Annotated in this window: 19 protein-coding genes and 1 pseudogene; 14 read left to right on the forward strand and 6 right to left on the reverse strand. The window is 61.0% G+C overall.

What is annotated here, in order from left to right:
• The first annotated feature begins 137 nt into the window (after nucleotides 1-137).
• The 5 genes from rpsE to map all read left to right on the forward strand — a co-directional run bounded on the left by rpsE (nucleotide 138) and on the right by map (nucleotide 4,248).
• Nucleotides 138-632: a 30S ribosomal protein S5 gene (rpsE, locus tag ACQK2L_RS04345; RefSeq protein ID WP_425395704.1), complete on the forward strand. Its 495-nt coding sequence runs from the start codon at nucleotides 138-140 to the stop codon at nucleotides 630-632.
• Nucleotides 629-1,126, forward strand: a complete 498-nt coding sequence (rplO, locus tag ACQK2L_RS04350) for a 50S ribosomal protein L15 (protein ID WP_425395705.1) — start codon at nucleotides 629-631, stop codon at nucleotides 1,124-1,126. The genes rpsE and rplO overlap by 4 nt, the downstream gene beginning before the upstream one ends.
• 200 nt (nucleotides 1,127-1,326) lie before the next feature.
• A complete protein-coding gene (gene secY, locus ACQK2L_RS04355) occupies nucleotides 1,327-2,700 on the forward strand; it encodes a preprotein translocase subunit SecY (protein WP_425395706.1) in 1,374 nt (457 codons plus the stop codon).
• 101 nt (nucleotides 2,701-2,801) lie between these two features.
• Entirely contained in the window at nucleotides 2,802-3,362 is a 561-nt protein-coding gene (locus ACQK2L_RS04360) for an adenylate kinase (protein WP_425395707.1), read from the forward strand.
• 73 nt (nucleotides 3,363-3,435) lie between these two features.
• Entirely contained in the window at nucleotides 3,436-4,248 is an 813-nt protein-coding gene (gene map, locus ACQK2L_RS04365) for a type I methionyl aminopeptidase (RefSeq protein ID WP_425395708.1), read from the forward strand.
• A gap of 6 nt (nucleotides 4,249-4,254) precedes the next feature.
• Here map and ACQK2L_RS04370 read toward each other — a convergent pair whose 3' ends face one another.
• Complete coding sequence (locus ACQK2L_RS04370) at nucleotides 4,255-5,214, reverse strand: hypothetical protein (RefSeq protein WP_425395709.1); 960 nt, start codon at nucleotides 5,212-5,214, stop codon at nucleotides 4,255-4,257.
• Between the two features lie 169 nt (nucleotides 5,215-5,383).
• Between ACQK2L_RS04370 and ACQK2L_RS04375 the strand changes: the two are divergent.
• Nucleotides 5,384-6,172, forward strand: a pseudogene (locus ACQK2L_RS04375) (3-keto-disaccharide hydrolase); the annotation flags it as partial.
• A gap of 318 nt (nucleotides 6,173-6,490) precedes the next feature.
• On the forward strand, nucleotides 6,491-6,772 hold the full coding sequence (locus tag ACQK2L_RS04380; protein ID WP_425395710.1) for a SelT/SelW/SelH family protein: 282 nt from the start codon (nucleotides 6,491-6,493) through the stop codon (nucleotides 6,770-6,772).
• Between the two features lie 21 nt (nucleotides 6,773-6,793).
• On the opposite strand, the gene ACQK2L_RS04385 is transcribed toward ACQK2L_RS04380, so the two are convergent.
• A complete protein-coding gene (locus ACQK2L_RS04385) occupies nucleotides 6,794-7,237 on the reverse strand; it encodes a DM13 domain-containing protein (protein ID WP_425395711.1) in 444 nt (147 codons plus the stop codon).
• Nucleotides 7,238-7,246: 9 nt separating this feature from the next.
• Entirely contained in the window at nucleotides 7,247-7,429 is a 183-nt protein-coding gene (locus ACQK2L_RS04390) for a hypothetical protein (RefSeq protein WP_425397441.1), read from the reverse strand.
• Between ACQK2L_RS04390 and ACQK2L_RS04395 the strand changes: the two genes are divergently transcribed.
• From ACQK2L_RS04395 to ACQK2L_RS04425, 7 genes are all read left to right on the forward strand, one after another.
• Complete coding sequence (locus ACQK2L_RS04395) at nucleotides 7,404-7,466, forward strand: hypothetical protein (RefSeq protein ID WP_425397416.1); 63 nt, start codon at nucleotides 7,404-7,406, stop codon at nucleotides 7,464-7,466. The genes ACQK2L_RS04390 and ACQK2L_RS04395 overlap by 26 nt on opposite strands.
• A gap of 106 nt (nucleotides 7,467-7,572) precedes the next feature.
• Nucleotides 7,573-8,175 (forward strand): hypothetical protein, encoded by a 603-nt coding sequence (locus ACQK2L_RS04400; protein ID WP_425395712.1) that lies wholly within the window; start codon nucleotides 7,573-7,575, stop codon nucleotides 8,173-8,175.
• 127 nt (nucleotides 8,176-8,302) lie between these two features.
• Nucleotides 8,303-9,160, forward strand: a complete 858-nt coding sequence (locus ACQK2L_RS04405; protein WP_425395713.1) for a hypothetical protein — start codon at nucleotides 8,303-8,305, stop codon at nucleotides 9,158-9,160.
• Nucleotides 9,161-9,299: 139 nt separating this feature from the next.
• Nucleotides 9,300-10,343, forward strand: coding sequence for a class II fructose-bisphosphate aldolase (gene fba / locus ACQK2L_RS04410; protein WP_425395714.1), 1,044 nt, complete (start codon nucleotides 9,300-9,302; stop codon nucleotides 10,341-10,343).
• Between the two features lie 92 nt (nucleotides 10,344-10,435).
• Nucleotides 10,436-11,014: a Uma2 family endonuclease gene (locus ACQK2L_RS04415; protein WP_425395715.1), complete on the forward strand. Its 579-nt coding sequence runs from the start codon at nucleotides 10,436-10,438 to the stop codon at nucleotides 11,012-11,014.
• Between the two features lie 27 nt (nucleotides 11,015-11,041).
• Nucleotides 11,042-11,944: a sulfurtransferase gene (locus ACQK2L_RS04420; protein ID WP_425395716.1), complete on the forward strand. Its 903-nt coding sequence runs from the start codon at nucleotides 11,042-11,044 to the stop codon at nucleotides 11,942-11,944.
• Between the two features lie 35 nt (nucleotides 11,945-11,979).
• Nucleotides 11,980-12,816: a DUF3891 family protein gene (locus ACQK2L_RS04425; protein ID WP_425395717.1), complete on the forward strand. Its 837-nt coding sequence runs from the start codon at nucleotides 11,980-11,982 to the stop codon at nucleotides 12,814-12,816.
• Between the two features lie 17 nt (nucleotides 12,817-12,833).
• Here the strand turns inward: ACQK2L_RS04425 and ACQK2L_RS04430 are convergent, their stop codons facing one another.
• The 3 genes from ACQK2L_RS04430 to ACQK2L_RS04440 form a co-directional block, all read right to left on the reverse strand.
• Nucleotides 12,834-13,163: a hypothetical protein gene (locus ACQK2L_RS04430; protein WP_425395718.1), complete on the reverse strand. Its 330-nt coding sequence runs from the start codon at nucleotides 13,161-13,163 to the stop codon at nucleotides 12,834-12,836.
• Nucleotides 13,164-13,166: 3 nt separating this feature from the next.
• Nucleotides 13,167-14,432: a DUF1501 domain-containing protein gene (locus ACQK2L_RS04435; protein WP_425397417.1), complete on the reverse strand. Its 1,266-nt coding sequence runs from the start codon at nucleotides 14,430-14,432 to the stop codon at nucleotides 13,167-13,169.
• Nucleotides 14,433-14,696: 264 nt separating this feature from the next.
• A complete protein-coding gene (locus tag ACQK2L_RS04440; RefSeq protein ID WP_425395719.1) occupies nucleotides 14,697-16,448 on the reverse strand; it encodes a DUF1549 domain-containing protein in 1,752 nt (583 codons plus the stop codon).
• Nucleotides 16,449-16,991: the final 543 nt, after the last annotated feature.

Here is a 16,991-nt window from a genome sequence, read left to right on the forward strand (position 1 = left end):
GGCAACCCGCCACTAGTGAACCAAGTGATATTGGAAACTTCGGTGAGTAGGTGAGTAAGTGAGTAGGTTGGCGACTGGATACCTACTCACTTACTAACTTACTCACCTACTTACTCCCAACCGTGGAGCAATTTAGCGTGGCTAAAGTACAAGAAGAACGCCAACGCGGCGAATTGAATGAACACGTGGTGAAGATCAAGCGTTGTGCCGCCGTGGTGAAAGGTGGTCGCCGCTTCAGCTTCGCTGCGATGGTGGTAGTTGGCGACGGCCAAGGCAAAGTTGGCTGGGGCTACGGCAAAGCCAACGAAGTGCCCCCCTGCGTCGAGAAAGCCCGCAAGGAAGGCATGCGAAACATGACCGCCGTGCCGATGGACGGCGACACGATCCCACACCAGGTGATCGGCAAGTTCGGCGCCGCCCAGGTGGTGCTGGTGCCTGCTTCGCCTGGTACTGGTGTGATCGCCGGCGCGGCCGTGCGAGCGGTGTGCGAAGCGGCCGGCATCCACGATATCCTGACTAAGAGCTTTGGCTCCAACAACTCCGTTTCGCTAGTGAAGGCCACCATCGCCGGCCTCAAGCAGCTGCGTCCGCGGATGGAAGTTGAGCGACTCCGAGGAGTGACCCTATCATGATTTTGGACGACGTCCATCGCGGCATACAGAAGTACCGCAAACGCAAGCGATTGGGCCGCGGCCCGGGTTCGGGACAAGGCAAGACCGCTGGCCGGGGCCACAAGGGGCAAGGTTCGCGTGCGGGTAACTCGCGCAAGCCGACTTTCCAGGGTGGAGCCATGCCGCTGGTGCGGCGTGTGCCCAAGCGTGGCTTCAACAACCGCTGGGGCCTGAAGGTCATGGTGGTGAACCTGGGCGAGATCGACAAAGCGTTCGACGCCGGGGCCGAAGTGACGCTGGAAGCCATGGCCGCCAAGAACCTGGCCAAGGGCCGCTTCGACATCCTCAAGGTGCTCGGCGACGGCGAACTGACCAAGAAGGTGAAGATCAGCGCCCACCGCTTCAGCAAGTCGGCGCTGGAGAAGATCGAGAAAGCTGGCGCCGAGGCCGTGACGCTGCCGGGCAAGACCCCGGTGGCCGAGAAGCAAGCCCAGGCCAAGAGCAACAAGAAGTAAAATACGACCCCGAGTGAGCCGGAAACAATAGCGCCCGGAGTGCCACCAAGGCCCTCCGGGCGCTGCCGCTTTCGGCTCACGGTTTCCAGGTGGTCTTGCAGTTAGTTGTTTATTCGTCGATAGTTACGGCTTCGGCCTGCCAACTCAGCGGCCACCCAAAGCACCACCATCCACCGCTACCCCACCCAGGCAGAACCGCCATGTGGAAGAAACTACGTGTCGTTTGGACGATTCCCGAACTCCGCAGCAAGATTCTGTTCACCATCGGAATGCTGGCGGTCTATCGGCTTGGCTTCCAGATCCGATTGCCGTTCATTGATCCCGCTAAGGTGGCCCAAGGCACCGAAGGCGGATTGGGACAGTTGATGGCCACGGTGTCGACCTTCTCCGGCGCCGGCCTCGACCAGATTACGATCTTCGGCCTGGGCATCATGCCGTATATTTCGGCCTCGATTATCTTTCAGCTACTTGGCAGCGTGATCCCCTCGCTCGAACGGTTGCAGAAGGAAGGCGAGACCGGGCGAAAGAAGATTAACGAGTACACGCGTTACGCTACGGTGGCGTTATGCGTTTTCCAAAGTTGGTTCTTCCTGCGTTCGTTCGTCGTAGGCCAGGAGTATGTTGATAAGTCATTCCTGATGACGGATGCCAACGGCAACATGTACTTGCCATTCAGTTGGCAGATTGTGGCCGTGATGACCATGACCTGCGGCACCGTGTTCCTGATGTGGATCGGCGAACAAATCGACGAGTACGGCATCGGCAACGGTATCAGCCTGATCATCATGGCGGGCATCCTCGCCAACATGCCGATGGCTGGCTATCGGTTGCTGCAAGACTTCAAACCCCAGTTGGGCTCCACCAACGGCATCGGCCCTGAGAAACTACTGCTCATGGCTGCCATGTTTGTGGCGGTGGTAGTGGGCGTGGTGTTTATCACGCTGGGCCAACGGCGCATCCCGATGCAAAGCGCCAAGCACATCCGTGGCCGCCGAGCCATGGGTGGTCAAAAGTCGTACCTGCCGCTCAAGGTGAACCAGGCCGGCGTGATGCCAATTATCTTCGCCTCGAGTTTGTTGCTCTTCCCGAAGATCATCATCCAGCAGTTCAATTCGATGGTGGCAACCTGGGAAGAGACCAACTGGTTTAGACAGGCCGTTCTGTGGCTCAACGAAGCCCTGGAAATGGACAAGTTCTTCTACAACTTGTGTTACCTGATCCTGATTTACTTCTTCTGCTACTTCTGGACGGCCATTACGTTCAATCCCAAGGACATGGCCGACAACCTGAAGAACTTTGGCTCGTTCATTCCAGGCTACCGTCCTGGTAAACGCACGGCCGACTACCTGGAGAAGGTGATGGTTCGCATCACGTACGTGGGTGCGGGCTTCCTGGCCGTGATCGCGATTATTCCGACGGTGATCTCCGCGGCATTGAAGGTCGACTACACGATCGCCATGTTCTATGGAGGCACCAGCCTGCTGATTGCCGTGAGCGTGGCGTTCGACCTAGTGCAGAAGATCGACAGCCACCTGGTGATGCGGAACTACAAAGGTCTGCTCGAGGGTAATTGACCCAGAGGTCCACTTTGCGGGCGCGCTGGGCGTCGGCTGTCACACCATCGGTCGACCGGCACTCGAGGCCAATTCGCCCACCACTGGAGGACAAGTCAACCATGCGGATTGTCTTCCTGGGTCCCCCTGGCGCTGGTAAAGGTACGCAGTCGCAGCGACTGGCCGAAGAACTCGGTATCGCCCACCTGTCGACCGGCGAAATGCTCCGTGGCGAGCGTGCCCGGCGCACCGACCTCGGCCTGTTGGTGGCCGATTATCTGGATAACGGGCAGCTAGTGCCCGATCAGGTGGTACTGGAGATTGTGGCGGACCGCACCTTGAAGGACGACTGCCAGCCGGGCTGCATTTTCGACGGGTTTCCTCGTACTTTAGCACAAGCCGAGGCACTCGACCGGTTGCTCGCCGAGCGGCACACGCCACTGGACATCGTCGTCGAGTTGGTGATCGAGCAGGGCGAGTTGCTTAAGCGACTGATGAAACGTGGCCGCGGTGATGATAACATGGCGACTATCCAACAGCGCCTGCAGAGTTACGAAAACCAGACGGCGCCGTTGGTGAAGTACTATTCGGAGCGCAAGCTGCTTCAATCGATCGATGCCTACGGCTCGATGGATAGCGTCTACGAGTCGATTCAAGCGGCCGTGAAAGCGGTTGGTGAATAGACACGACAAGTAAGCTTGTCGAGGAGCACTAAAACTCGGTTGGCTTTTGCCGACCTCCACCCCCCATCAACCGGTGATTCATCTCAAGAGCGAACGCGAAATTGCCAAGATGCGACGGTCGGGTCTGGCCGTCTGGCAAGCCCACCAGATCGCCCGGCGGATGGTGAAGCCCGGCGTAACGACCGCCGAAATCGACGCCGAGATCGAAGCCTACTTCGACAAGCTGGGTGGCGAACCGCTGTTCAAGAACTACCCGCACCACAATCGCGGCAAGCCCAGCTTCCCGGCGGTCACTTGCATGAGCCTCAACGAAGAGGTGGTGCATGGCATTCCCAATAAGCGGCCGCTCAAGGAAGGCGACATCCTGAGCCTCGACACCGGCGTGCGAATCAATGGCTGGTGCGGCGACGCGGCCGTGACCTACGCAGTGGGCGAGATCGATCCCGACGTACAACGTCTGTTGGACGTGACCGAAGGAACGCTCGGGCTGGCCTTCGAGTTGATGCACTCCAAGAGCAAGTGGAGCCAGATCGCCCGCGAGATGGCCGAGTATGTCTCGGACCATGGCTTCTCGACGGTCGAGTGCTTCGTGGGGCATGGCATCGGTCGCAAGATGCACGAAGACCCGCAGGTGCCAAACTTCCTGGGCCGCGCGCTCCGCGGCAGTGGCGACTTCCGCATCGAGCCCGGTCTGGTGATCGCCGTGGAGCCGATGGTCAACATGGGCACCAAGCGCGTGAAGATGCTCAAAGATCACTGGACGCAGGTCACCGCCGACGGCAAGCCGAGCGCTCACTTCGAACACACCATTGCGGTGACCGACGATGGTCCGACGCAACTGACGATTGCTCCGCAGCCGTCGGAAGAGAAGCTGCTGGTGGTGTGACGACTATTACCCACCCTGCGATCGCAAGTGGGCGATAATCTCAGCGGTGGTCATCTTCGAAGGATCCGCCACTGGTTGGTCGGCTGCCGGTTCCTCGGCGGCGCTGGTCGGCGCCTTGCCTTTGGTGCCACCTTGCTGACGCAGGATCTCGATCGGCGAGAGGCCCTCGGTGCTGGGCTTGGGTGCTTCTGCCGGCGGCTCCGGCTTGTTGCCTTTGCTTCCACCCTGCCGCCGAAGAATCTCGATCGGCGAAAGGTCTTCAGTACTTTCCTCCGCTGGCGGGTCTGGCTGTTCGGTCTTCTTGCCCAGGGATCCGCCCTGCCGACGCAGGATCTCAATGGGCGAGAGACCTTCGGTGCCCTCCTTGTCTGCCTCGGCCGGCTTGACGCTCTTCGCGCCGCCTTGTTGCCGCAAGATCTCGATCGGCGAAAGACCTTCGGTCTGGGGCTCGGGTTTGCTCTCAGGCTTGGCCGCCTTGCCGGCGCCCTGCTGGCGGAGGATCTCGATGGGCGAGAGGCCCTCGGTCTTTGGCTCGGCGGGCGCGGCCGGTTTGGCTTTGCCTGCGCCGGCCTGGCGTAGTTGCTCCAGCGGCGATAGTCCGGCCGGCTTGGCCTTGGGCGGGGCGGCGGCTTTCTTGTCCTTGGCCGCGCCTTGCTGGCGCAATTGCTCTAGTGGCGACAGACCCTTGGCCGCCGGTTTTTTGGCTGCTGGTTTCTTGGCGGCCGGCTTCTTCTCTTCCAGCCCGGCGGGTTTGTCGACCACCTTGAGGTCCGCCAGATCGATGTCGTACCAGCCGATGTTGTGATGGTAGTCGAGCCACTCGACCAGCGCTCGCCCGCTCATATTCACGGTCTTCACCTGCCCCACCAACCCGGCGAACCGCGCCAGTTCGGGTCGGTCGCTCGCCACCGAAACGTACTTGTCGGTGAAGTCGGATTTCTGCTGCTCGACCATCTCTGCCAGCATTTTGCGTCTCCTTCGCTCGCAAGCGTTACGGGAATCAGTATTTTCGTCGCAAGAAGCCCTTCACCGCAAGTGTGGCAAGCCGCCGGGCTGGCCACTAAAATGGATGGCTGCTTCCTGGCCATCGCGCGGCCCTCGGCCGCCTTTCCTTTTTGCGTGGAGAACACTGAATATGCGTAAGTTGTCGTTGATTGTTGGCGGTTTGTTACTCGCGGCGTTCGTGCTGCCAGCGGTGGCCGAGGAGTACCTGAATGGAATCGCCTGGGACGAACCGCCCAAGGTCACGCCAGGCGAGAAGGACAGCGATCCCCCGTCCGACGCGGTGGTGCTGTTCGACGGCACGAACCTTGACGCCTGGAACAACGGCGACAAGTGGAAAGTCGAAGACGGCGTGGCCACGGTCCGCGGCGGCGGCATCAGTACCAAGCAGGAGTTCGGCGACTGCCAGCTGCACATTGAGTGGTCCTCGCCCGATCCTCCCACGGGTCGTGGCCAGGGTTGCGGTAACAGCGGCGTGTTCCTGATGGGCATCTACGAGGTGCAGGTGCTCGACTCCTATTCAAGCGATACCTACCACGACGGTCAGGCCGGCGCTGTCTACAAGCAGAAGCCGCCAGCGGTGAACGTCATGCGCAAGCCGGGCGAGTGGAACTCGTTCGACATCTTCTGGACCTGCCCCCGCTTCGACGAGTCGGGCGAACTGGTCTCGCCGGCTTACATCACGGTGATGCACAACGGAGTGCTGATCCACAACCACCTGGAGGTAAAGGGCAACACCTTCTACCACCGCCCACCAAGCTACACCGCCCACGGCCCCAAGGGACCTATCTCCCTGCAGGACCATGGCAATCCGGTGCGCTTCCGCAACATCTGGGTTCGCGAGTTCAAACCAGCCCACGGCGTGCAAGCGCGCGACCCGTTCATCCGCGATGGCGACAAGGAAACGCCCATCAAGAGCGCCAGCAACACGCCGAAGGTATCGGGTTTGGTGACCTTGGATGGCAAGCCACTGTCGGGCGGCGAGGTGGAATTTAGTGCTGATGACAAGAGTGCTTCGCACCGCGTGAAGCTCAACGAAGATGGCCGCTTCACACTCCAACCCAAGCAGATGGCGACTGCCACGTACACTGTCACGATCAAAGGGAAAAACGACAAAGAAGCCAGCGTCCCCGCCAAGTTCCAATCGACCGCGACAAGTGGATTACAACTACAGGTTCAGCCGGGCGACAACGAGATGCAAATCGAGCTGGCCTCCGAGTGATACCAGGTCGCACGCGCCATGACTCCCCGCGTCGAAATTCACTACTGCACGCAATGCCGCTGGCTGCTCCGCGCGGCGTGGATGGCGCAGGAGCTGCTCTCCACGTTTCAGGAAGAAATCGGCGAAGTGGCCCTCGTGCCTGGTACCGGGGGCGTGTTCGAGATCTACGCCGAAGGCCAGCGTCTGTGGTCGCGGGCCGACGATGGCGGCTTCCCCGATATCAAAGTGCTCAAGGGACTGGTTCGCGACGCCATCGCGCCGGACAAAACGCTCGGGCACTCGGAGCCCAAGGCGGAGTAGTGGTCGGCCGGGACGACCGACCTACTTGCTGGCGCGCCAGCGCATCCAACCCAAGCCGACGGCCACTACGGCCAGCACACAGGTGGCGGGTTCGGGCACCGGTTGTGGCTGAAAGGTGCCGGAACTAAACGACACGCCGACGTCGACGCACCACACGGAGATGGCGTGGTACCCGTCGATGGTCGTGCCGGCTGGCAGGTCGACGGTGAACGCGGGTTGCGTTCCGTCGTACGCGGTGCCTACCAGATCGTCTCCCACCGGCAGGCCATTCAAAAAGCTGTCGGTCGAGTCGGTTTCGCCCAGGTAGAACAGAACGAAGATTCCGCCACCGTCGTAGGTGAAATTGTCGAACTGCAGCGTGTCCTCATCCAGCACCGTGACGGTGCCCGACACGTCGTGGAAGCCGGGTGCGAAAGTCGCCTGCCACAGACGCCCAACGTGGGCGGTCGCGCTCGACGCCGACAAGGACCTGCTCTACTTCTCCGGAACGTCCACTATCGGATCGGAGATTAACACACTCGCTGCCGATGGAAGCGGCATCGCGACGCCCATCGTCACGTTCCCGGGATCCATCTCCGACATCGAGCTGGGACCGCGCCACGCGGTACCCGAACCGTCGGCAATGTGGCTACTGGCAATCGCAATGGCGGTGGCCATTGGGCGTCGAGTCGGGGTTGGCAAATCACGAGCTTGAAACGGGACTCGAGGGGGCGAATAGGTAGTCGGTTTGCTCTGGTATTGAGGTGCGATTTCGGTCATAAAGTTACCCCCGCCGAATTTTCACCCGCGACTCCAGATTGATGGCCCAAATTGGCAAACCCTCCGCAGGACTGCATTTCACGCACGCAATCCGTGCTATCTGCGACGACATGACGCAGCGGGTGCCGATGCTATCGCACATCGACATGGACCGCGTGGCGGTCGGGTTCTGCCAGGCCCGTAAACGCGTGCCGCACGGGCTGCAAGCATCGCTCACACCGCTGCGATTCGAGAACGGGGCGCGGGACAGTGTGGTGCGAGGCCGCCGGTACACCTGCCAGGCGATTTTCGATCCCAGTGGCCGAGAGTATCTGTACCTGCTGAACTTCTACCTGCCGCGGTTTTTGGATCACTCGTTGGGCGAGAAGCTCACGACCATCGTGCACGAGTTGTGGCACATTAGCGAGCAGTTCGACGGCGACCTCCGCCGGCACGAGGGGCGCTGCTACGTGCACGGCCCGTCGCAGCGGGAGTTCGACCGCACCGCTTCGAAGCTGGCCGCCCAGTGGCTGGCGAGCGAACCACCGGCCGAGCTGTACGCGTTCCTGCGATACAACTTTCGCCAGCTGGTGAAACGCTACGGCCAGGTGTATGGCGAACGCTACCCCGCGCCCAAGCTGGTGGCAGCGAAGGAAGCGTGCTAGCATCGCGGCCCTGGTTCGCTGTTGACCACTGGCGGCGAGGTTCCTAAGGTACGCAGCGAATTGTTCTCTCTTCGCGGTACTTTTCGGTTCGGGAAACGATCGGTTGGCTGATTTGCACAAAGCCTCGATGTTGATATTGCTGTTGGTTGCGGCCAGCGGTCTCGGTTGCCAGTCGATTGGCGGCGCGGGGGATCTGACGAGCGACTCGCTGCTCAAGGCGGCCGCCGCTTCGCCCAATGCGGTGACGCTCGACATCTACTGGGCGCGGACCACATTGGACGACAGCGCGTTCTCCGAGCGGCTATGGCAATCGGTGCAGGAAGATCGCATTCCGGTAGAACTTCGCTGCCGCTTGGCGGACGAAGGTCTGAGGGCCGGCGTGGTCGATGGAACGCCGAGCGAAGAGATCGTAGAACTGCTGAATCCCACCGGCGCGGACCTCGACACCGCGGACGAGCAGTCGAACATGCTGTCCGCCCAACCCGCGCAAGTCACCCGGCGTTTGAAACAGCTCCAACCCGGCAAGCGGCTGGAGCTTCAAGCCAGCGAAGTGGTACCCAAATTCACGCTGCTGCGCGGCGGTGAGTCGGGCCTGGTCGGCAGGGCATTCCCTGCCGCTCAAGGAATCTACGGCGTGGAAGTCAGCGAGCTTGCCGCCGGTCGGGTGAAGTTGCGGCTACTACCCGAACTACACCATGGCCAGCCCAAGATGAAGTTCGTAAACCCTGCGCCCGGCATGATGTTCCAGCGGCTGCAGCGCGACGTGGAGGTTTTCGCCGAGCTGGAAACCGAGGTCGATCTGTCGCCCGGCGAGATGCTGGTGGTCACGAGTCTACCGGGTAGCAAGCACCGGCTGGGGTCGCTGCTGCACCATACGCTGGAAGACGAAGCCGTGGAGCAGAAGTACCTGCTAGTGCGGGTATCGCAATTACCGCAATCCGAGGTACTAGCCTCGGACGACGACGACGCCTGGCCTTGGAAATAGCCGGTCCGGGCGTGTGCGGTTTGGCCCATGGGCGCGCGCCCTGGCACGTCTGTGGACCCTCCCCCGTGTCTGATCCGCGCGCTACAATACATGCTCAGCAGGCCCAACGTCTAACCTACCTCCACAGAGGAGCCAAATCATGCCACTTGTACCAATGCGATTGTTGCTGGACCACGCCGCCGAGAACGACTACGGCCTGGCCGCCTTTAATGTGAACAACATGGAACAGATTCAGGCCATCATGGAAGCGGCCGAAGAGACCAACTCGCCGGTGATCGTGCAGGCTTCGCGCGGCGCGCGGAAGTACTCGCAGGATAATTACCTGAAGCACTTGATGCTGGCCGCCGCCGAGTTGTATCCGAACATCCCCATCGTGATGCACCAGGACCACGGCAACAGCCCCGACACGTGCCAAAGCGCGATCGATAACGGCTTTACCAGCGTGATGATGGACGGCAGCTTGAAGGAAGACGGCAGTACGCCCGCCGACTTCGACTACAACGTAAGCGTCACCAAGACCGTGACCGAAGCCGCTCACAAGCAAGGTGTGAGCGTCGAAGGCGAGCTCGGCTGCTTGGGCTCGCTCGAGACCGGTGGCGGTGAGCAGGAAGACGGCCACGGAGCGACCGAGGCTCTGTCGCACGATCAACTGCTAACCGATCCGGAAGAAGCCGAACGATTCGTCGCCGAGACCGGTGTCGACGCTCTGGCGGTGGCCATCGGCACCAGCCACGGTGCTTACAAGTTCACCAAGAAGCCCACCGGCGAAGTGCTGGCCATGGATCGCATCGAAGAGATCCACCGGCGTCTGCCCAACTGCCACCTGGTGATGCACGGTTCGAGCAGCGTTCCGCAGGAACTGCAGGACATCATCAACAAGTACGGCGGCGCCATGAAGCAGACCTACGGAGTGCCTGTTGAAGAAATCCAAAAGGGCATCAAGCATGGTGTGCGTAAGGTGAACGTCGACACCGACAACCGCATGGCCATCACCGGCGCCATCCGCAAGGTGTTCGCCGAGACGCCCGAGAAGTTCGACCCGCGCGACTACCTGAAGCCGGCCCGCGAAGCGATGAAGCAAGTCTGCATCGCCCGCATGACTGCCTTCGGCCAGGCAGGCCACGCGGACAAGATCAAGCCGGTTTCGATCGACAAGTTCGCAAGCTTCTACGCTGCGGTCTAATCGAACCGCCTGACAAGAAAACTCGACAGCCGGCGCCCACTGGGTGCCGGCTGTTTTTTTGTTTTTGGACACCAATGTGGTAGAATGCGGGTATGAGCACTGCCGAAGCCCAATCCGAAGCGCCCGCCAAGTTGGTAACAGCCGACGAGTTGCTGCGCGATTATCGTGGCCAGCGGTGCGAATTGATCGAGGGGGAAGTACTACTCATGAGTCCAACGGGATTTGGCCACGGAGCCTTGGAGCTCTTCATTGCTCAACTGTTGTCAACTTTTGTGAAACAGAATTCACTGGGACAAGTCGTTACCGGGGAAGTCGGTTTTATCGTCGGGCGCGATCCCGATACGGTGCTCGCTCCCGATGTGGCGTTCGTTAGCAAGGATCGCATCGCAGCAGTTGGAGTCACCGACAAGTACTTCCCCGAAGCCCCCGCGCTGGCGATTGAGATAGTCTCACCCAGCGACACGGCAGAGGACGTCGACTCCAAGGCCCGTCGCTGGCTGGCCGCCGGCACGCGTGCCGTGTGGGTGGTCTATCCCAAAGGCCGGACGGTTGCCGTATATCGCTCGCTCGACAACATTCGCGTGCTGACCGAAGAGCACACGCTGGAGGGCGAAGACGTCGTGCCGGGCTTTTCAGTGGCGGTCACAGAGCTATTCGGCGAGCTAGGTTGATCCTCTCTCTCAACAACGGAGTGAACCATGCGTCAGGTGCTGTTTGTAGTTCTCGTCTGCGCCCCCGCTTTGGCACTGGCCGACAATGCGCCGAAGTCCGACACCACGATGCTCGCCGATGCCCCCTGGCTGGTCACGCACCTCAATGCCCAGGCCATCGACCAATCTGGCAACGAGCGGGAAGCACAAACACTGGTGCTGCTCGACGTTCGCGCGGACAAAAAACAACGCACGGTCAAACCGCCGGGAGCCATCACCATTGACGCCGCCGAGTGGAAGAAGGCATTCAAAGACGGCACGGATGCCGAGGAGTGGACCGAGCGAATTGGCGGTGTCCTAAAGAACAAAGACGCCACGGTAGTGGTGCTGGACGAGAAGTTCACTCCCACGGCCGCTCGCATTTGGTGGATTCTCAAATACTGGGGCGTGAATGACGTGCGGGTGCTCGACGGTGGTTTTGCTGACTACAAGCAAGCTGGTGGAATAATCGTCGCCGGCGAGCGGGGGCCTTCCGACCACGCGAGCGACTTTACGGCCAAGCCACACCCCGAGCGGCTCGTAACGTTCGACCAGATGCAGGAGATCATCGGCAATGGCGGAGAGTCATGCCTGGTGGATACTCGCAGCGAAGGCGAAAACACTGCGGGTTACATCCCGTCGGCCACGCTTCTCGATTGGCAAGAGCTGGTCGATCCCGAGACCGGCAAGCTACGTTCGAAGGACGAGCTGAAAAAACTTCTCGCCCGCGTGGAATTCGATCCCACCACACGCACGGTCACTTACTGCCGCAGCGGCGGTCGGGCGTCGGTCATGGCGTTTGCCATGGAACTGGTTAGCGGCAAGCCGGTTGCCAACTACTACGGCAGTTGGAGCGACTGGACTCGCCGCGGCGGCGAGCAAGCGGTCGACGAAGTCAGCGTCGGCAGGTAACTCACTATCGCATTCTCCAGCCGGGACGTACGACCTTGATTCGGCGGAACATCCCCCTCACTGACTCGCCCGATAAGTGGCTGTTGCTCTCGCAAGTAGAGCACGCGCGGGTGAGCGCCGACCTGGCCGAAGTGTGGGGTGGCTCGCTGGCGAGCGTGGTATGTGCGCCCGATAGCTCGAACCTGCACCTGCTGGAAGTGCGACAAGAGATGCTTTCGGCCATCCTGCATCACGACGACGGTTGGGCGTCGTGGGAGGCCAGCCCTCCACTCGACCCGGAACATGGCCGGCCTTGGTCGTTCATGGAGATTCATCGCTCGCAGGCGTTGCCGCTGTGGCGAGACTCGGTGCTCCGCGCTCACTCCATCGGTCCGCTGGCGGGCTGGGCGGTCGGAGGGCATTTTGCTCATTTGCTGCGCGAGTCGCACGAAGCCCACTGCGAGCTGAGCGAGGCGTGGCTCGCAGAGGTCGAAGCTTGGCGGAGCGATTGGCTGGCCGAGTGGCGATCGCTTAACCGCCCGGTACACACGACGGAACTGGCCGAGGAGTGCCTTCAGTGGCTGCGGCTGTTCGACTGGTTCAGCCTCTGGCTCTGCTGCTACTGCCCCGCCGGCCAAGCCGATAAGCCTTGCGAGGCGATGACGCTGGCCGAAGGCAACCTGGCGTGCACGCCTGTCACGGTAACACCAGACGGCGCGCCGGATGAGCCGGGCTCCTGGCGAGTGAAAGTCGCTCCGTGGTGCTTTACGGTCGACAAGCTCCAACTCGACGCGCTCGGCTATACGGTGCCGGCGCAGCGATGGAGCACTACCGGGGAAATGGCCAAGAGCCGCTCGCCAATGCGGCTACGTTGGACGCTGGTACCGGCGTGACGCAAATTGCGTCGCGTCTACCAAAGCTCCCGCCCCTGATAGAACACTTCGGGCCGCTCATCATCCGTTTTGAACTCTGGCAAGCTCATGAGTTGCCGCATGATCGACCGTACGCGCTCGTCCGAGTACGCGTCGTGATGGCGGATTTCGATTCGACCGGATTTGATTGTCGCGGCCAGCGCATTGCCGGCCGAGTCGTCTCGATAGCAGAGCCCCGGTTGGGTGGCATCCTGGTGCTGGATGTCGGCTGGGAATAGATAGGCGGCCGCTTCGTTGATCACAAGTTTGACCAGCCGATTGTCTTCGGCGACAACCGAAGCGATTAAGTCTCCGCCGTAGAGTTTCATCCCCTACCCAAACAGCTCGCTGATCACCTGACCGCCGTTGGCGATTTTCATCGGGCGGCCGTTGTTGGAGGTGAACGTGGTTTGCAGCGAGATGCCCATCGCCTGGCAGACGGTGGCCATCAGGTCTTCGGACGAGTAGGGTTGCGACTCGACTTGCGTGCCGTCCGCGCTGGTCTCGCCTACGGCCAGGCCGCCCCTGATGGGGCCGCCGCCTACCACGGCGCTCCAGGCCCTGGCGTAGTGGTCGCGGCCGCTGTTGCCGTTGATGCGGGGGGTGCGGCCGAATTCGCCCATCCAGATCACCACGGTGCTGTCGAGCAAGCCGCGCTGGTAGAGGTCTTCCATCAGTGCGCCCATCGCCTTGTCCATTTCCGGCAGCTTGGTATCGAGCGAAGTGAAGCAGTTCTGGTGCAGGTCCCAGCCGCCCATGTTCACTTCCACGAACGGCACGCCTGACTCGACCAATCGGCGGGCGAGCATGCAGCCGCGGCCGAAACCGCTGTTGCCGTACATGTCCTTCATCTCTTGCGGCTCACTCTGGACGTTGAACGCCTTCATCTGGTCGCTGGTCAAGAGCGAATTGGTCTTGGCCAACACCTTGGCGTGGTCCTCGGCCGCCATGCCGCGACGCTCGTTGATGAACTGCGTTTCGATGGTCTCGAGCAGCGCAAACCGCTGCGCCAAGCGTTGCTCCTGCATCCGCATGTCGAGGTTGCGGATGCGGCCGTTCGAGTCGACCTGGAACGGTGCGTAAGCCATACCCAGGAAGCCCGGGCCTTCGCTCGCTCCGCCAACCGAGACGAACAGCGGGATCTCGAGGTTCGGCACCAAGTGTTCGGTCTCGTGCGCCACGACCGCCCCGTAGCTGGGGTGCAGGATATTGGGGTTCGGCACATAGCCGGTGTGCATGTAGTAGCGGCCCCGTTCGTGGTCGGCCTCGCGCGTGCTCATCGAGCGAATCACCGACAGCTTGTCCATGTGCTTGGCAATCGTCGGCAGCTTGTCGCTGATCTGTGCGTTGCCCGCGGTGCCCATCGCCCGCGAAGGACCACCGGTCGGCGCACCGCTCTTGATGTCCCAGATGTCGATCGTTGGCGGGCCGCCGCCCATCCACAGCAGGATCGCGCTCTTGTGATTCTTCCGCAGCGTCTCGGAAGCCGCCTTCACGCTACTGGTGAGCGTCATCGCCGGCAGCGTCAGCGCGCTCGCACCCGCCAAGTGACTCATAAAGTGACGGCGGTTCATTCCAGCAGGCGTGCGGTAAGGAATCATGGTGAGCTCCGGAGGCGTTATCTCCCTTCCCCTTTGGGGGAGGGCCGGGGTGGGGGGTCTAAGTGTCATTCTGAAGGAGTCTAAGCGACTGAAGAATCTAGTTTGCCGCACTGTGACATTGGTTTGACCTGGGAGCTTGGATTACCGAACTCCCCAAGTACCCAGAGCATGCTCGCCACGCAACGTAGATTTCTCAGTCGCTTAGACTCCTTCGAAATGACACAAGGGCTTATAGCTAACAGCCGACAGCTAATAGCTTTTCTAATGAATCAAAATAAACTCGTTACTATTCAACAGCGCCCACCAGATGTCGCGGAGGGCTTCGGGGGTGTTGCCACCGCGGGCGGCGAGCAGTTTGTTGCAGATCACCACTTCGTCCCGCTTCGGGTTGCGGGCCAGGGCGGCCTGGTACAGGTAGGTGATCCGCTGCGGGTTCGACAGCTCGCCGCTGGTGGCCACCGTGTGCAGGAAGCTGCCGGGCGAGCACTCGGTGGCCTTTTTCACGAGGCCTCCGTTCATCATCATCAACGCCTGTGGGATCGAGCCGTTGAACGTGGTGGCTTCGCTATTGTCGTCGGTGCCAAACGCGGTGTTGAACTGGGCGAGCCACTGCGTCTTCATCCGCTCCCGCTCGTCGAACGCCAGCGTCTCGTCAGCCTCCGTGGCGGTGAGCAGCGACTCGTACAATTGCTCCGCCTGCATCTGCCGCAGATAGAAATGACTGAACATCGGCCGCGCGCCGAGATTCGGATCGTCGCTTTGATTGTCGCGCGTCATGCGGCTCGACAGGCTGTACGGTTCGCTCAGCACGATCCACCGCATCAGCTCCTTCATGTCGAAGCTCGAACTGCGAAACTCGTCTGCCAGATAGGCGAGCAGCTCGGGGTGCGTCGGCGGGTTATGCGGGCCCATGTCGTACACCGGTTTGGTGAATCCGTAGCCCAGGAAGTGGCTCCACATGCGATTCACCGCGGCCACGGGGAACTCGTCGGAATTCGAAATCAACTCGGCCAACTCTTGCCGGCGGTTGATGTCCTCCAAGTAGCCGCTGTCGCCGAAGTCTTCTCCCTTGTCGACGTACTTCTCGGCGAGCGACTCGCCATTGACGAACACGGGATAGGCGACTTTGAGCTTGCCGTTGCGAAGTTCGTAGTACAGCTCGGCCTTCGTGGGGTCGCCCCCTTCGCCGGCGAAGTCGCGATCCAGCACCTTGGCGTAGCGGCGGTTGTTCGTGCCCGGCCGTTGCTCGCGCATCACGCGGGTTTGGCGGAAAAAGGCATTCAGTTCCCAGAACTGATTTTGCTTGTACTCGTTGAACGGATGGTTGTGGCACTGCGTGCAGCCGACCGCCATGCCGAGGAAGATCTCGGCGGTCTTGGCCGTGGCTTGCACTCCGTTCTCGGCCATCTTGTCGGCCAGGAAGTTGGCCGCGCCGTTGTAATCGGAGTCGCCTGGCTGGCAGCTCCCGTTGGCGGTCACCAGTTCTACGGCCAGCTGATCGTACGACTTATTTTTTTGAAACGCCCGACGCAGGTACTGCTGCATGCCGCTCCGCACAGCCAGCGAGTCGCGATCCACACCGCCGGTGCGGCCGATCAGCGTGTTGGTCCAAAGCGTGGTCCAGTTCCGTGCGTACTCTTCCAGGAACTCGTCGCCCAACAACTTGTCGACCAGCAACTCGCGCTTGTTCTCATCGCGATCCGCCATGTAGTCGTGCAGCTCGTCGACCGTCGGCACGCGGCCCACCAGGTCGAGATACACACGCCGGCACCATTCGCCGTCGGTGGCGGGCTTCGAAGGCGAGACGCCTGCAGCCGCCCAACCGTCGCGCATGTGGCGATTGATCTCAGCCACTTGCTTCAGACCAAAGTCGCTCACCGCCGCATCGCCGCCCGCGCCGCGGGAAGTGCCGGCCGCGCTCGCCAGCGGAACGAGCCACATCGCCAAGGCGACAAATAGTGCAGGGGACAGATAGCGATAGGCCTTCATGCTTCCTCGCTGGATGAGTTGCATCGTGATTGGGGGGATGCCCGCCAACATTCTAACCGCGCTGGGCGGTGGCAAGTATCGTTTTGCGGGCAATAGCGGTGGCAAAGGTCCACATTTATTCGGCACAACCCGGTTGGTTAGTCAACTAGCGTGGCTTGCTGAGCTGCGGGCTTCCACCGGGTGGTCTCGATATGAGTCGGCCTGGCGTTGCGGCAACCACAAGCCGCAAAAAAATTCTTCGTGGAAAGTTGGATCGTCTATTCCCAGAGGCGGGTTGGAGGAGGGCGGAGTGTTGCAGAATTGAACACGTGTTCGATTCTAATACACTCAAAACGCAACAGGCGGGCTGAAGCGGAGTGTTCCGGTCGCTTCAGCCCGCCCACAATGTTGGATCCTTCGAAGGATGCGAATGCTCATTGGGGGGAGGGAGCAGTTCGCTAAGTGCTTGAGAAATCGAAGGTTCCAACTAAGTCGCTGCGTTGCCTCTTCGTCTTACCGACCCCTAGCTCTTCTCTGTTCCGGCCCCGCGACGCTTGGTCGCTAGTGCCTTAGGTGTCGAAGACGATT

The organism is Aeoliella sp. (assembly GCF_965227375.1).
Lineage (GTDB): Bacteria > Planctomycetota > Planctomycetia > Pirellulales > Lacipirellulaceae > Aeoliella.

Bases quoted from the DNA above. Each gene is read 5' to 3' on its own strand.
- rplO (WP_425395705.1), top strand. From the start codon at position 629: ATGATTTTGGACGACGTCCATCGCGGCATACAGAAGTACCGCAAACGC.
- secY (WP_425395706.1), top strand. From the start codon at position 1,327: ATGTGGAAGAAACTACGTGTCGTTTGGACGATTCCCGAACTCCGCAGC.
- ACQK2L_RS04360 (WP_425395707.1), top strand. From the start codon at position 2,802: ATGCGGATTGTCTTCCTGGGTCCCCCTGGCGCTGGTAAAGGTACGCAG.
- ACQK2L_RS04370 (WP_425395709.1), bottom strand. From the start codon at position 5,214: ATGCTGGCAGAGATGGTCGAGCAGCAGAAATCCGACTTCACCGACAAG.
- ACQK2L_RS04380 (WP_425395710.1), top strand. From the start codon at position 6,491: ATGACTCCCCGCGTCGAAATTCACTACTGCACGCAATGCCGCTGGCTG.
- ACQK2L_RS04390 (WP_425397441.1), bottom strand. From the start codon at position 7,429: ATGGCCACCGCCATTGCGATTGCCAGTAGCCACATTGCCGACGGTTCG.
- ACQK2L_RS04400 (WP_425395712.1), top strand. From the start codon at position 7,573: ATGGCCCAAATTGGCAAACCCTCCGCAGGACTGCATTTCACGCACGCA.
- ACQK2L_RS04405 (WP_425395713.1), top strand. From the start codon at position 8,303: ATGTTGATATTGCTGTTGGTTGCGGCCAGCGGTCTCGGTTGCCAGTCG.
- fba (WP_425395714.1), top strand. From the start codon at position 9,300: ATGCCACTTGTACCAATGCGATTGTTGCTGGACCACGCCGCCGAGAAC.
- ACQK2L_RS04415 (WP_425395715.1), top strand. From the start codon at position 10,436: ATGAGCACTGCCGAAGCCCAATCCGAAGCGCCCGCCAAGTTGGTAACA.
- ACQK2L_RS04420 (WP_425395716.1), top strand. From the start codon at position 11,042: ATGCGTCAGGTGCTGTTTGTAGTTCTCGTCTGCGCCCCCGCTTTGGCA.
- ACQK2L_RS04430 (WP_425395718.1), bottom strand. From the start codon at position 13,163: ATGAAACTCTACGGCGGAGACTTAATCGCTTCGGTTGTCGCCGAAGAC.
- ACQK2L_RS04440 (WP_425395719.1), bottom strand. From the start codon at position 16,448: ATGCAACTCATCCAGCGAGGAAGCATGAAGGCCTATCGCTATCTGTCC.